The 14,733-nt window shown below is 28.6% G+C and carries 13 protein-coding genes; 3 read left to right on the forward strand and 10 right to left on the reverse strand.

Features of this window, described 5'->3' with window-relative positions; genetic code table 11:
- Window positions 1-480: 480 nt before the first annotated feature.
- Together I1959_RS10730 and I1959_RS10735 are read left to right on the forward strand one after the other, a co-directional pair.
- A complete protein-coding gene (locus I1959_RS10730; RefSeq protein WP_195238285.1) occupies window positions 481-1,269 on the forward strand; it encodes a threonine/serine exporter family protein in 789 nt (262 codons plus the stop codon).
- Window positions 1,269-1,745: a threonine/serine exporter family protein gene (locus I1959_RS10735; RefSeq protein ID WP_092923811.1), complete on the forward strand. Its 477-nt coding sequence runs from the start codon at window positions 1,269-1,271 to the stop codon at window positions 1,743-1,745. The genes I1959_RS10730 and I1959_RS10735 overlap by 1 nt, the downstream gene beginning before the upstream one ends.
- A gap of 106 nt (window positions 1,746-1,851) precedes the next feature.
- Here the strand turns inward: I1959_RS10735 and I1959_RS10740 are convergent, their stop codons facing one another.
- Both I1959_RS10740 and I1959_RS10745 read right to left on the reverse strand, forming a co-directional pair.
- Window positions 1,852-2,301, reverse strand: a complete 450-nt coding sequence (locus I1959_RS10740) for a SoxR reducing system RseC family protein (RefSeq protein ID WP_092923808.1) — start codon at window positions 2,299-2,301, stop codon at window positions 1,852-1,854.
- Between the two features lie 10 nt (window positions 2,302-2,311).
- Window positions 2,312-2,602 (reverse strand): metal-sensitive transcriptional regulator, encoded by a 291-nt coding sequence (locus I1959_RS10745; RefSeq protein ID WP_092923805.1) that lies wholly within the window; start codon window positions 2,600-2,602, stop codon window positions 2,312-2,314.
- Between the two features lie 303 nt (window positions 2,603-2,905).
- On the opposite strand from I1959_RS10745, the gene I1959_RS10750 reads away from it, so the two are divergent.
- The gene (locus tag I1959_RS10750; protein WP_166505983.1) at window positions 2,906-3,178 is read left to right on the forward strand and encodes a hypothetical protein; all 273 of its coding nucleotides are present in this window, start codon (window positions 2,906-2,908) and stop codon (window positions 3,176-3,178) included.
- A 131-nt stretch (window positions 3,179-3,309) separates the two neighbouring features.
- On the opposite strand, the gene aspS is transcribed toward I1959_RS10750, so the two are convergent.
- The 8 genes from aspS to recJ all read right to left on the reverse strand — a co-directional run bounded on the left by aspS (window position 3,310) and on the right by recJ (window position 14,728).
- Window positions 3,310-5,094, reverse strand: coding sequence for an aspartate--tRNA ligase (aspS, locus tag I1959_RS10755; RefSeq protein WP_092923800.1), 1,785 nt, complete (start codon window positions 5,092-5,094; stop codon window positions 3,310-3,312).
- 244 nt (window positions 5,095-5,338) lie between these two features.
- Entirely contained in the window at window positions 5,339-6,601 is a 1,263-nt protein-coding gene (hisS, locus tag I1959_RS10760; protein ID WP_092923797.1) for a histidine--tRNA ligase, read from the reverse strand.
- Window positions 6,591-8,063 (reverse strand): coproporphyrinogen dehydrogenase HemZ, encoded by a 1,473-nt coding sequence (gene hemZ, locus I1959_RS10765; protein ID WP_092923794.1) that lies wholly within the window; start codon window positions 8,061-8,063, stop codon window positions 6,591-6,593. Before hemZ ends, hisS begins: the two co-directional genes overlap by 11 nt.
- Window positions 8,064-8,193: 130 nt before the next feature.
- Window positions 8,194-8,817, reverse strand: a complete 624-nt coding sequence (locus I1959_RS10770) for an MBL fold metallo-hydrolase (protein WP_166505984.1) — start codon at window positions 8,815-8,817, stop codon at window positions 8,194-8,196.
- A gap of 12 nt (window positions 8,818-8,829) precedes the next feature.
- Window positions 8,830-9,279 carry a D-aminoacyl-tRNA deacylase gene (gene dtd / locus I1959_RS10775; protein ID WP_092923788.1) on the reverse strand — a complete coding sequence of 150 codons (450 nt, stop codon included), beginning with the start codon at window positions 9,277-9,279 and terminating at the stop codon, window positions 8,830-8,832.
- Window positions 9,280-9,290: 11 nt separating this feature from the next.
- A complete protein-coding gene (locus tag I1959_RS10780; RefSeq protein WP_166505985.1) occupies window positions 9,291-11,501 on the reverse strand; it encodes a RelA/SpoT family protein in 2,211 nt (736 codons plus the stop codon).
- Between the two features lie 192 nt (window positions 11,502-11,693).
- Window positions 11,694-12,206: an adenine phosphoribosyltransferase gene (locus I1959_RS10785; protein ID WP_092923782.1), complete on the reverse strand. Its 513-nt coding sequence runs from the start codon at window positions 12,204-12,206 to the stop codon at window positions 11,694-11,696.
- A 14-nt stretch (window positions 12,207-12,220) separates the two neighbouring features.
- Window positions 12,221-14,728 (reverse strand): single-stranded-DNA-specific exonuclease RecJ, encoded by a 2,508-nt coding sequence (gene recJ / locus I1959_RS10790; RefSeq protein WP_195238286.1) that lies wholly within the window; start codon window positions 14,726-14,728, stop codon window positions 12,221-12,223.
- Between the last annotated feature and the right edge of the window lie 5 nt (window positions 14,729-14,733).

Consider the following 14,733-nt stretch of genomic DNA (forward strand, 5'->3'; position numbering starts at 1 on the left):
AATATCTGGCTTGGTTTGTTTTCGATTCTTTAAGAATCAGTTATATAAATTAACCTACTGTTTAATTTTCAAAGTTCTTACTGTCCTCTCTTGGACAAGTACTACTATATCATCTTATTTTTATATGGTCAACACTTTTTTTAAACTTTTTTATTTTTTTCATTTTTTCTCAATATTTTGTATCAATATTTTTTATAAAAAGCAAGTAATAATCTAGATTTAGGTTATTTTTATTATATTATGTATTAATAAAATTTTTTAAAAATATTTTTATTTGTATTTTTAAATTCTATAAGTTTTTTAATATAAATAAAAGATGAGTATTTTGACAAAATAGATATAATAATTATTATTATTTAATCTATATAATGTATAAATTTAAAGCTTTATTTTAAATTCATATATTTAACTATAGTTTTGTAAACATATGTCAAAAAAGATGTTATAATGCTTATAATAGGTTAGTTAGGAGGGAATTTTATGTATAACGACAGCAATCAAGAATACAAAAAAGACGTACTTAGGTTAGCTTTATTTCTTGGTGAACTTATGCTAATAAATGGGGCTGAAACTTATCGTGTAGAGGATAGCGTTATTAGAGTTTGTAAGTCGAGGGGTTTTAATCATATTAGCGTATTTGCAACTCCTACCGCTATCATCATATCAGATGATAGATTTGATGGTTTATCCTTCATGAAAACGATTAGAAACCGTGGAATAAACTTAAACAAAATTTCTCTACTTAATAATTTTTCTAGAGAGTTTGTTAATGCAAAGGATATGCCTATAAAAGATGCTTTAGCAGAGCTTAAAGTTCTTGGGGAGACTCCTGAACATCCGCCTAAATTAGTTTACATAGCCACAGGTTTAGCATCTGCTTCTTTTGCTTGTGTTGTTGGGGGTAATAATTTAACTAATTTCATATTTACAACTATAATATCTATACTAGCAGTTATATGTTATAAAAAAATTATGAAGATAAGTAATATACCAGCCTTTTCTAGTTTAATAGCTTCAGTATTTATAGCTTTAACTGGGGTTTTAATAACAGAACTTGGCTTCTTAGCAACACCTAAAACCCTAATAGTTGGTTCTATAATGCCACTACTTCCTGGAGTATCTTTTATAAAAGGTATACGTGATTTAATTGCAGGGGATTTAATTTCAGGAGTAGCACGTGCTTTTGATGCAGGCTTAACTGCTATTTCTATAGCTTGTGGTGTTGGTCTTGTTCTAGATTTATGGCTTAAGTTTGGAGGTGCATTCTAATGACTGATATGAGTTTAGTTTGGCATTTTATATTTTCAGCATTTTCTACTGTTGGATTTGCTGTATTTTTAAATGGACCTATATCTACACTAGTTCCAGCAGGAATTACTGGAGGTATAGGGTGGACAATGTATTATTATTTAATGGGAATTACTTCTAATGCAATAATTTCAAACTTCATAGCTACTCTAATTGTTGCTTTTATAAGTGAAATGCTTGCTAGGAAATTAAAACATCCTGCAATATTATTTGTAATACCAGGTATAATACCTTTAGTTCCTGGACTTGGAATGTATAATACTATGCTTTATCTAGTTCAAAGAGATTATGATATGGCTGTATCAGTTGGTACAGATGTATTATTTTCTGGGGCCGCTATAGCACTTGGAATATTAGTTATGACTTCTTTTGTTAGAACTATAAATATATTCAAACTAAAGAAAATGGCAGCATTAATTCAAAAGGTTAATAAATAATTGCTTAGATTTTAATTATAAAACCTTTATAAAAAAGCTATGAAAATAGAGTTTAATTCTATATTCATAGCCTTTTTATTAATATATGAGCATGATTGACTATATACTATAAAGAAATATCTTTTCCACTTGATACTATATCCGTAATTATAGGTATATACTCTCTGCTCTCTCTAAATTTTTTATCTCTTTTTTTAAGTATAAAAAAAACAATCATCATAGTAGTAATACCCACTATAAAACTTATAACTTCTATACTACTTGTCATACTTATGCTATTTAGTATAAAATATGTAGCTATTGTTCCAATCAAAAGACCTGCTAATGGAGTAAGATATACTAAAAAGGCTGCTTTTAATACATTTACACCATCCATATTTACTTTTACCCTATCTCCAACTTTAGCACCTATGTTATTATCAACTTCTACCACTATGTCTTTTGATTCTGAACTAGTAACACATTTTCCACAAGCTGCACAAGCAGAATGCCTTTGCATTTTTAGCTTAGCAGTATTTTTATCTAAAATCTCTATTATATACCCTTGTTGTTCCACAAAACCACCCCTATTTTGTAAACTTAGTTATAGTACCCATTAATTCATTTATAACATCTTCTGTAACTTCTTCATTACCGCTTTTTATGGTGTGAGAAACACATCCTTTTATATGATTTTCAAGCACTATTGTACCCACTTTGTTTATAGCAGATCTAATTGCCGATATTTGGACCAATATATCTACACAATACCTTTCTTCTTCTATCATATTTTGAATACCTTTAACTTGTCCCTCTATTCTTTTAAGTCTTTTTATAAGAGCTTCTTTATCATTTGACTCAGCTAATTTTCTTTCCATATGTTCACCTCTTTTATTGATATATATATTATAGCTTATTTTTATTTTTTCGATGTGAATTTAATTCAAACTATCTAATACTTTATACGAATTTTTTAGAAAATATAGCCTACTAATCATTTTTAATTACAAAATAAATAGTTTTTAATAATGATTAGTAATTATATTATATAATATAATTATTAAATTCTAAATATTTTTCATATTTATATCTTAATTATAATACTATTTTACTCTTTTAAGTATAGTTTTAGCTTATTATGTTGATTATATTAATAGATTACTTTTAAAGGAGATTCTAATATGGATACTAATTCTAAATCAAATGCTAAAAAAGCTTTAAATAACTTAAGAATGGAAATTTCATCTGAACTTGATTATTACGATAGCTCAGATAATAAAACAACTAATAAATATTCACAAGATACTTTAGATGATCATGCTAAAAATTTATTATCTGGAGATAAAGCATATAACATGGAGGGTACTAAACCTTATGCGGGTGGAGAAAGATCCGTTGAAGGTGGAGAAAAGATGCTTGTAAGCAAGTACTATTCTCAAAATAATATTAAATAGTCAAACTTAAATTATAATTTTTATGTATCCACTAGGTTTATACCTTGCTCAAAAATAAATAAATAAAGAAAGTGCCTCTTAATAATCTATCTTGAGGCACTTTCTTTGCTATAATATACAAAATTTGTATATTACTTGTTTATTTCAACTTTTATATTTAATTCTTTTAATTGCGCTTCTTCAGCTACTGCTGGAGCATTAGTCATTGGACATACTGCACTTTGGTTTTTAGGGAATGCTATAACATCTTTTATGTTAGTAGTTCCTGCAAGTATCATAACTAATCTATCAAGTCCAAATGCAATTCCTGCATGAGGAGGAGTTCCATACTTAAATGCATCTAATAAGAATCCAAATTTCTCTCTAGCTTCTTCTTCAGTAAATCCTAATGCTTTAAACATTTTTTGTTGAACGTCAGCGTTAAATATTCTAACACTTCCTCCACCAACTTCGTATCCGTTTATAACTATATCGTAAGCCTTAGCTCTTAAAGATGCTTTGTCATCTCCTTCAAGCTTTTCTATATCTTCATCCATTGGAGAAGTGAATGGATGATGTTTAGCTACCATTCTTCCAGTTTCTTCATCTTCTTCAAATACAGGGAATTCAGTTACCCATAACATTTTGTATTCATTGTTGTCTAATAAGTTAAGTCTTCTAGCAACTTCAAGTCTAACTTGACCTAATGCATCAAATACTACAGAGTTTTTATCAGCAACGAATAATAATAAGTCGCCTTCTTTAGCATTCATTCTGTCAAGTATAGCTGTTAATTCTTCTTCTGTGAAGAACTTAGCTATTGGAGAAGTAACCTCTCTGTTAGCTCCTATTCTCATCCAAGCAAGACCTTTCGCTCTGTAAGTCTTAGCATGGTCTTCTATTTTACTTAATTGCTTTTTACTTATTTCATCAGATTTACCTTCAACATTTATACCTCTAACGCTCATTCCATCTTTAGTAGCATTAGCAAATACTCCAAATCCACAGTTTTCTACTAAATCAGATATATTAGTTAATTCGTATCCAAATCTAGTATCAGGCTTATCACTTCCGTATCTTTCCATAGCTTCAGCATATGTCATAACTGGAAGTGGTAATGCTACATCTACATTTAATATTTCTTTAAATATAGTTTGCACCATTTTTTCCATTATTGCCATAACATCTTCTTGTTCAACAAAAGACATTTCACAGTCTATTTGAGTAAACTCAGGTTGTCTGTCTGCTCTTAAGTCTTCATCTCTAAAGCACTTAACTATTTGGAAGTATCTATCCATACCACTTACCATTAATAATTGTTTGAATAATTGTGGTGATTGTGGTAAAGCATAGAATTTACCTTCATTAACTCTACTTGGTACAAGATAATCTCTAGCACCTTCTGGAGTTGGCTTTATTAAGAAAGGTGTTTCTATTTCACAGAAGTTATTTTCTGTTAAGTAGTTTCTTACTATATTTGCAACCTTACTTCTTAACATTAAAGTCTTTTGCATAGATGGCTTTCTTAAATCTAAGTATCTATACTTAAGTCTTAATTCTTCTGATACATTATCATCATCTTTTATATATATTGGTGGTGTTTGAGATTCATTAAGTATTCTAAGTTCAGTAGCAAATACTTCTATATCACCAGTTGGCATGTTAGGGTTTTTAGATGATCTTTCACAAACTTTTCCCTTAACAGCTATAACATATTCAGAACCTAACTTTTCAGCCTTAGCAAAAGCTTCAGCATTAACGTCAGTATCAAATATTATTTGGCATAATCCACTTCTATCTCTTAAGTCAACAAATACTAATCCACCTAAGTTTCTTTTCTTTTGAACCCATCCCATAAGGACAACTTCTTCATTTATATTGTTTTCTCTTAAGTCCCCACAATAGTGAGTTCTCTTTAATCCGTTTAGAGTTTCCATTATTTACCCTCCAGGCTTTCTTTAAATTTCCTATAGCACATAATAAACTATATTTATTTAAAAATTATTGATATATAATCTTTGTATATGTGCTTCAAAAGTCTTTCTTTAAGACCTTTTGTATAAGACTTATTATAATTTAATATTTTATCATTACTGCAATTTACTTGTCCATTTAAAATTGGCTTTCTATAATTTATGATATATCATAAATTATATTTAAAATTGTATAGTAATTTATAAATTATAATCTTTCCTTTAATTCTTTAACTATATCACTTAGTTTTATAGTAGTTTGCTCTGATGTAGCCATATTCTTAAGTGTAGCACTATCATTTTCTAACTCATCATCACCTATAACTATAGTGAATTTTGCATTTATTTTATCTGAGTACTTAAATTGTGCCTTAACGCTTCTATCTAAGTGGTCATTTTCAGCACTTATATGTTCACTTCTTAAATCTTTTAATATTTTAAAGCTCTTAGTTTTAGCTTTATCTCCTATTGTTACTATGAATATATCCATAGCATGTGGATTTTCGATTTCTATATTATTATTTTCTAAAGTTAATAATAATCTTTCAACTCCTAGACCAAATCCTATACCACTAACTCCTTTAGGTCCTCCAATTTGTTCTACTAGTCCGTCGTATCTTCCTCCACCACAAACTGTACTTTGAGCACCAATATCATTTGATATTATCTCAAAAGCAGTTTTCTTGTAGTAATCAAGTCCTCTAACAATTTTTTTGTCAACTACATAGTTTATTTCCATTTCACTTAAGTACTCTTGTACTTTTGCAAAGTGTTCTCTACAATCATCACATAAGTGATCTACCATAAAAGGTACATCTTGTAAGTTTTCTTGACATGTAGGATTCTTACAGTCTATAACTCTCATTGGGTTTTTATCTTTTCTTTCTAAACAAGTTTCGCATAATACATCTGCTTTTGAATCTAAGTATGCTTTTAGTATTTCGTTGTATTTAGCTCTACAAGTTGGACATCCAACAGAGTTTATGCTAACCACTAAATCTTTAAGACCAACTTCATTGAAAAATTGAACAGCTAAAGCTATTACTTCTGCATCTAATGATGGTTTGTCACTTCCTAAAGCTTCTATTCCAAATTGGTGGAATTGTCTTTGTCTTCCTGCTTGTGGTCTTTCATATCTAAAACAAGGTGTCATATAAAATAACTTTGTTGGTTGAGTTTCTGCATATAATTTATTTTCTATAAATGCTCTAACTACACCAGCAGTTCCCTCTGGCTTTAAAGTTATATCTCTTTTACCTTTATCTTCAAAAGAATACATTTCCTTTTGTACTATGTCAGTTGTATCTCCAACACTTCTTTTGAATAATTCTGTATGTTCAAATATTGGAGTTCTCATTTCTTCGTATCCAAATAATGCACATACCTCTCTAAATTTATTTTCAACATAATTCCATTTGTAAGCATCTTTTGGAGTTATGTCCTTAGTTCCTCTTGGAGCTTTAGTTAACATTTTTGTATATCTCCTTTCTCTTTCTTTCTATCATTTCATCAACTCTGTCTATATATTGCTCTACATTTTTAACATTGTCAACTCTTTCTATTCTATCTTCATCAACATATACAAATTTTGATATAGATCCAGCACCTACTGCATAGTTACTTTGCTTTTCTTCCATTATTTGAATGTTATATATACATTCATAACCTTCTTTAGCATATCCTATGTTTTCTAGATTTCCTAACATATGCTTTTGACGGTACATATAATATGGATTAAGTCCCATATCACGAGCATATTCCATTGATAAATCTATCATTTTTATCATTTCTTCATATCTTGTAAGTTCGTATTTATCTAGATTTTCTTTTAGATTAGATGCTCTTTTTACAGCTAATGTATGTACTGTTAAACTTTCTGGTGAAAGTTTTTTGATTTCTTCTAAAGTATTTCTAACCATATCTAAATCTTCATCTACAAGACCTAATATGATATCCATATTTATATTATCAAATCCTATTGCTCTTGCCATATTAAAACAATCTACTATATCAGCTACAGTATGGTCTCTACCTATTTTAGCTAATGTTTCATCATTCATAGTTTGAGGATTTATACTTATTCTATCTACATTATGCTTTTTAAGAACTTCTAATTTTTCTCTAGTTATAGTATCAGGTCTTCCTGCTTCTACTGTAAATTCTTTTATTGTACTTAAATCTAACTCTTTAAATAAAGCAGTTATTAAAGTATCTAACTCTTCTTTTTCTAAAGCTGTTGGAGTTCCTCCGCCAATATATAGTGTTTCTATTTCTTTATTAGTGTCTTTTAATATTTTAGAAAGTCCCTTTATTTCTTCTATAAGCTTATCTACATATTCTTTTCTTAAATGTCCAAATTGCTTTAATGGATTTGCTGGGAATGAACAATAATAACATCTTGTTGGACAAAATGGTATACCTACATATAAAGAAATTTTATTTTTATCTATTGGATATATAAATATTCTTTCTCTCTTTGCAATTTCTAAGCTTAAGTCTATTTTTTCATCCATTATATAGTATTTTTCTTTTAATATTTTTCTTATAGACTCTTCATCTACACCTTGATCTAATAGAGTGTGTACTATCTTAACAGGTCTTATACCTGTTAGTATCCCCCAAGGTACATATGAGTTTAATCTATTTTTTAAAACTTTAAATATACTTCTTTTTATAGTTTCTTTTGTAGCTTTTTTTATTTCTTGTTCATTTAATCCACTTATGTTTATATGGTCTCTAAACTCATACTTTAAATCATAATTTTCATAGTATTCAGTTTTAGCGATTATTGTATCATTATATTTTAATAATGTATTTGTTAATATTCTTCCGAAGCTTTTTCTTTCTACAAATTCAAAATCCGTAGTAAATAGTTTTATTAATTCAGCTACTTCGTATTTATAATCATGTCCTTTTAAAACTACACCTATCATTTTCTTGCTCCTTCTTAACATAATAGTTAAATTTACTTTAAGTTACTTAAATGCCTAAAAGATAGCTAATATAGCTATCTTTTAAAACTTTAGTTATATATTATCCATAAGTTATTGGAGCAATTATTTTTTATCTGCTCATATATGGATTGCTCGTCTTTTCTATTCCTAAAGTAGAACTTGGTCCATGACCTGGATGAATTTTAACGTCATTTTCATATTTTGATAATTTCTTAAGAGATTTTTCTAACTCTTTATAACTTCCTCCAATAAAATCTGTTCTACCTATACTTCCTGCAAATAAAGTATCTCCAGTAAACATATCATCATTGACCCTTATACACATTCCACCTTTTGTATGTCCTGGTGTATGTATAAATGATAGTTTTAAATTACCTAATGTTAATTTCTCTTTATCATTTACATATATGTCAGCATCTAATTCTTGTGGTCCGCAATGAGGCATCATACAACTTAAATTTTTTCTATTATCATTTAATAGCTCTTTTTCATCAGTATGTGCAACTACCTTAGCACCTGTCTTTTCTCTTATAGATTTTACTGCACCTATATGATCTCCATGTCCATGAGTTAATAATATATACTCAAGTGTTAAACCATTATTTTTTATATAATTTAATATCTTATCTTCTGCTCCACCTGGGTCTACTACTGCACATTTTTTAGTTTCTTCATCTACTAATATATACATATTTTCACCAAAGCTTGGTTCAAGTATTTTTTCTATTTTCATTTTTAAATCCCCCTAGAAAGCTTTATTTGACTCTAATAATATTGTAACTGGTCCATCATTAGTTAAATCTACCATCATATGAGCACCAAACTCACCAGTTCCAACTACTATATCATTATTCTTTGCTTTTTGTACAAACTCTTCATAAAGTTTAGTTGCAACATCTGGTCTTGCTGCATTTGTAAAGCTTGGTCTTTTTCCTTTTCTACAATCACCATATAAGGTAAATTGTGAAACCACTAAAAGTTCTCCACCTACATCTTTAAGAGATAAGTTCATTTTTTCATTTTCATCTTCAAAAATTCTTAGGTTTAGTATTTTATCTATCATGTAATCAACATCTTTTGATGTATCTTCATGAGTCACTCCAAGTAAAACAAGTAGTCCCTTGTTTATTTGGCCTGTAACACGATCACCTACTGTAACTTTAGATGATGATACTCTTTGTACAACTGCTCTCATAGTCCTTCCTCCTAGTTTATTACTCTATATACATCTTCTATTCCTGGTATAGATTTTATCTTTTTCATTAATAAATTTAGCTCATCTATATTATCAACTTCAATAAGTAGATTAACATTTATAATACCTTCTTTTCCTTTTCTGGCATTTATACCATTAAATCCTACTTTTTCAACTGCTACAGCATGAGTTATATCATTAATTATACCTTTTCTATCTACACCTTTTATTTGAATTTCTGCTTCAAATCTACTACTTTCCGAGTTACACCATTCAACTTCTAATAATCTATTTTTAAAGAAGTCTCCATTTACATTTGCATTAGGACAGTCTTTTCTATGAACAGCTACACCTCTACCTTTTGTAACATATCCTACTATTTCATCACCTGGAAGTGGATTACAACATTTTGCAAATCTAACTAATATATTATCAAGTCCTTTTACTGTTACTCCTTGAGATGTATTCTTTCTCTTTTTCTTATATTCAGAATCTGTTAAATTATGATTCTTTAAGTCCTCTACAGCATTTACTTCTTGTTCTTTTTTAGTTTTTTTGACTTCTTTTTCGTATAATTCTCTTACCTTTGGAACAACTTGTGATGCCATTATTCCACCATAACCAATAGTAGCTATTAAATCCTCTACAGTTTGTTGATTGAATTTTTTAGCCACTTGACCTAGGTACTTTTCTATACAAGCTTCTTTTGCTGGTATATTATATTTTTTAAATTCTTTTTCAAGTATTAAATTTCCACGTTCAATATTTTCTTCTCTTCTTTCCTTTTTAAACCACTGTCTTATTCTACTTTTAGCATTTGGTGTTTTTACTATATTAATCCAGTCTCTACTTGGTCCATTTGAATTTGAAGAAGTTAATATTTCTACTATATTTCCGTTTTGTAATTTATAATCAATAGGAACTATTCTTCCGTCTATCTTAGCTCCAACGCATTTATTACCTACATTAGTATGCACTCTATAAGCAAAATCTATTGGAGTTGCACCTGCCGGAAGTTCTATAACGTCCCCCCTTGGAGTGAATACATAAACTTGACTACTAAATACATCATCTTTAAGAGCATCTAAAAACTCTTGAGGATCTTTTAAGTCTTTTTCCCACTCCATCATTTGTCTTAACCATTGAAGTTTCTCTTCAACATTTTGTCTTGTATCTTGAGTTTTACCTTCTTTATATTTCCAGTGAGCTGCAATCCCGTATTCAGCTATTTGATGCATTTCTTTTGTTCTTATTTGTATCTCTACAGGTTCTCCATCTGGTCCTATAACAGTGGTATGAAGACTTTGATACATATTAGGTTTTGGCATTGCTATATAATCTTTAAATCTTCCTGGAATTGGCTTCCATAATGTATGTACCATTCCAAGTACTGCATAACAATCTTTAACATTATCTACTATTATTCTGACTGCTGTTAAATCGTAAATTTCTTCAAATCCCTTGTCTTTGTTTTTCATCTTACTGTATATACTATAAAAATGCTTAGGTCTTCCATATACATTGTATGGTATATTTACAGATTTTAATTTTTCATCTAGTATACTTAAAACTTTTTTTATATACTCTTCCCTTTGACTTCTTTTTTTAGCTACTTTTTCAACTAATTCATAGTATCCATCTGGATCTATATATCTAAGTGCTAAATCTTCTAATTCCCATTTTATTTTAGAAATACCTAATCTATTTGCTATTCCCCCATAGATTTCAAGTGTTTCTTTTGCTTTTGATTTTGCTTTTTCTGGAGGCATAAATTTTAAAGTTCTCATGTTATGAAGTCTATCTGCTAATTTTATAAGTATAACTCTTATATCCTTAGCCATAGCCATAAACATTTTTCTTAGATTTTCTGCCTGTGTTTCTTCTTTTGATTGATACTTAATTTGTCCAAGTTTAGTTACTCCGTCCACTAAATTGGCAATTTCTTGAGAAAACTCTTTTTCTATATCTTCATAAGTATAGTCCGTATCTTCAACAACGTCATGTAATATTCCTGCTGCTATAGTTTCTATATCAAGTTCCATGTCTGCTAGTATATTGGCAACTGCTAGAGGATGAATGAAATAAGGTTCACCAGACTTTCTAAATTGACCTTCATGTGCTTTTTTACCAAGATAATAAGCTTTTTTTACTAAATCTATATCAGCATTTGGAGCATAACCTTTTATTTTTTCTATTAATTCTTGTAATTCCTTATCATGCATAATACCACCTATTTTACATATGTAATTTTATAAAGCCTCATTCATTTACTCAAAGAAACAAAACCCTATATTAATTTAATACCTTTTTAATCCTATTGTGTAAACATTTTAATTCTTTATACTAAAATAGTTGGTATAATACCAACTATTTTAGTAATGCCTTTAAGCACCTTTGTAAAATAATCTAATTTATTAATATTTTATTAGAGAATTTACATCGTATTTAGATAGCTTTTCTCTTCCATTTAAGGACTCTAATTCTATTAAGAATTGCATAGATACAACTTCTCCACCTAATTTTTCTATTAGAGCCGCTGCAGCTTCCATAGTTCCTCCAGTAGCTAGTAAGTCATCAACTATTGCTACTCTTTGTCCTGGCTTTATAGCATCTTTATGTATTTGTAAAGTGTCACTACCATATTCTAATCCGTACTGATAGCTTTCTGTTTCATATGGTAATTTTCCTGGTTTTCTAACTGGGACAAATCCAACTCCCATTCCATAAGCAACTGGAGTTCCTGTTAAGAATCCTCTCGCTTCAGGTCCTACTACTATGTCTATGTTTTTATCTTTTAAATTTTTTATAAATTCGTCTATAGCATATTTAAAAGCTTCTCCGTCTTGCATTAATGTAGTTATATCCTTAAAACTTACTCCTTCTTTTGGGAAGTCTTTGATTTCTCTTATCTTTTGTTTTAAATCCATTACAATTGCTCCTCCTAATAACTTTCTCTGTATTTCTCGTTAAGAGTTTTTAAGTTTTTAAGTATTTTACTTTCATCTAAGTTTAATTTTTTGTCTGGTTTTGGTAATAACTTTATATGTATAGATTTTGTATTTAGTAAGTTATCATATACAAACTCAAAATCTAATAGTAACAATTCTTTAAACACTTTTAATATTGTAAATACTTTTAAAGGTATCATGTTAAATACCTTCTTTATATCCTTAAAATCAACATTTATTTCTTTATTTGAAAGCATAAATTTATATACGTATATAAATTCTTCTCTTTCTGGAATTAAATTATTTACAATATTGTTTAGATATAGTAAATCCGTTTGACTATAATATTTGATAATTATAGCCTCATTATTCGCTTTTTCGTATAAATGAGAATAGTCCCCCATATTATACAAATAATCATAAAGAATAATATTATTATATCTTTTTATATTAATTTTTTCAATATTTGGAGAGAATATAAGCTGAAGTTTATCACTATTTGACATAATTACGTTGTAGTTTATATCAAATCCATCTATTATATCTTCATCTACTAATGATATATCTGATATAGCTCTATAAAACCCATTTATAGTATTTGCTATAACTAATGTATCTTTAGTTATATAATCAAATATATTAATATCTTTATTTCCACTTATCATTTCTTCTATATTATCAAATCCAAATTTTTCATATAATGAATTTTTATCAACTTCTTTTATATCGTATAAGCAATTTTCACTAGGTATAGTCTTTGAAAATAGTTCAATAATATCTTCATTTGTACTACTATTTTTAGGATAAGACATTCTTATATCTTTTAATAAAAGCTGAATACTTCTTCTTCCCATAAAATTATTTTCATCTAATTGAAAAAGTACATCTACCTTATCTCCTGGCATATATCTTTCTTTAAGGTATGCCATATTAAATCCTATACATTCATAAGACTTTTCTTTTTCTATAGTAAACTTTATATGTTGTTTATTTTTACCCATAGTTATTATACTTTTAAGTATTGCATCTCTTACTATGAATCTAGGGTTAGGGTTATTTAATCCATATGGCTCTAGCTTATGAAGTTCTTCTACTAATTCTAAACTTATAGATTCTTCTTTTAATTCAAGTTCTGCTTTTACATTTTCGATTAAGTCTTCTTCAGTAAGTTCATAATCTGCAAACTTATTAACTTCATTAGAAAGCTTGTCTATGTTTTCTTTATCTAAAGATAAACCTGCTGCTTGTTCATGCCCACCAAACTTATTTAATAAATCTTTACATCTTACAAGTGCATCAAATATACTAAACCCTTTTATAGATCTAGCTGAACCTGTAGCTTCACCATCTTCTATAGTTAATAGTATTGTTGGCTTGTAATATTTTTCTGTAAGCTTTGATGCAACTATACCAATAACTCCATGTTGCCACCCTTCATTAGCTATAACTAAAACTTTATCAGTCTTGTACTTTTCATTAGCCTCTATTATAGCCTCTGCTTCTTGATACATTTTTCCTTCTATTAACTGTCTTTCGTTATTTTTCTCTTCTAATAACATAGCTATTTCTTTAGCTTTTTCTGTATCTTTTGTAGTAAATAATTCAACACCTAACATTGAGTATCCAAGTCTACCTGATGCATTTATTCTAGGTCCTATAGAAAATCCTATATGAGATGAACCTATTTTTTCTGTTTCAACTCCACAAACCTTTATAAGCTCCCTTAAGCCTATATTATTGCCCTTAGACATAAGAGTTAAACCATTTTTTACTATTATTCTATTTTCGTCTACTAGCGGTACTATATCACATATAGTAGCTAGGGTTGTTATTTCTAAATATTTATATAAACTATTTTTAAATTCTTCTTTAGGAGTAAGTGCTTGTATTAATTTAAAGGCAACACCGCATCCACAAAGCATATCAAAAGGATAATTACAATCTTCTTGTTTTGGATTTATAACAGCTAGAGCATTAGGTATTTCACTTTGACACTCATGATGGTCTGTTATTATAACATCTATACCTAATTCATTTGCTATTTTTACTTCCTCTACAGATGTAATACCACAGTCTACACTTATCATTAGGTTACATCCTTGATTATGTATGTGTCTTATAGCTTCTTCATTTATGCCATATCCTTCTTCTAATCTATTTGGTATGTAATAATTAACTGGATAGTTAATAGAGTCAAAATATAAACATAATATTGAGGTAGAAGAAACTCCATCTACATCATAATCTCCATATATCCATATGCTCTCTTTATTGTCTATAGCTTTTTTTATTCTATCTACGGATTTATCCATGTCCTTCATTAAAAATGGGTCTCTTAAATATTCTAATGATGGATTCATAAATATTTCTGCATCTTTTTCGTTATTTATTTCCCTATTTTTTAAAATTTGACTAATTTCCGGGGAAATTTTTAATTTTTTACTTAATTCGCTTTCACATACATCTCCCGTATGTTTAAGTGTCCATTTTTTATTGAACATAACTT

This window comes from Romboutsia sp. 1001285H_161024_C4 (genome assembly GCF_015550185.1).
Classification (GTDB): domain Bacteria; phylum Bacillota; class Clostridia; order Peptostreptococcales; family Peptostreptococcaceae; genus Romboutsia_C; species Romboutsia_C hominis.

Bases quoted from the DNA above. Each gene is read 5' to 3' on its own strand.
- I1959_RS10730 (WP_195238285.1), top strand. From the start codon at position 481: ATGTATAACGACAGCAATCAAGAATACAAAAAAGACGTACTTAGGTTA.
- I1959_RS10735 (WP_092923811.1), top strand. From the start codon at position 1,269: ATGACTGATATGAGTTTAGTTTGGCATTTTATATTTTCAGCATTTTCT.
- I1959_RS10745 (WP_092923805.1), bottom strand. From the start codon at position 2,602: ATGGAAAGAAAATTAGCTGAGTCAAATGATAAAGAAGCTCTTATAAAA.
- I1959_RS10750 (WP_166505983.1), top strand. From the start codon at position 2,906: ATGGATACTAATTCTAAATCAAATGCTAAAAAAGCTTTAAATAACTTA.
- aspS (WP_092923800.1), bottom strand. From the start codon at position 5,094: ATGGAAACTCTAAACGGATTAAAGAGAACTCACTATTGTGGGGACTTA.
- hisS (WP_092923797.1), bottom strand. From the start codon at position 6,601: ATGTTAACTAAAGCTCCAAGAGGAACTAAGGACATAACTCCAAAAGAT.
- hemZ (WP_092923794.1), bottom strand. From the start codon at position 8,063: ATGATAGGTGTAGTTTTAAAAGGACATGATTATAAATACGAAGTAGCT.
- I1959_RS10770 (WP_166505984.1), bottom strand. From the start codon at position 8,817: ATGAAAATAGAAAAAATACTTGAACCAAGCTTTGGTGAAAATATGTAT.
- dtd (WP_092923788.1), bottom strand. From the start codon at position 9,279: ATGAGAGCAGTTGTACAAAGAGTATCATCATCTAAAGTTACAGTAGGT.
- I1959_RS10780 (WP_166505985.1), bottom strand. From the start codon at position 11,501: ATGCATGATAAGGAATTACAAGAATTAATAGAAAAAATAAAAGGTTAT.
- I1959_RS10785 (WP_092923782.1), bottom strand. From the start codon at position 12,206: ATGGATTTAAAACAAAAGATAAGAGAAATCAAAGACTTCCCAAAAGAA.
- recJ (WP_195238286.1), bottom strand. From the start codon at position 14,728: ATGTTCAATAAAAAATGGACACTTAAACATACGGGAGATGTATGTGAA.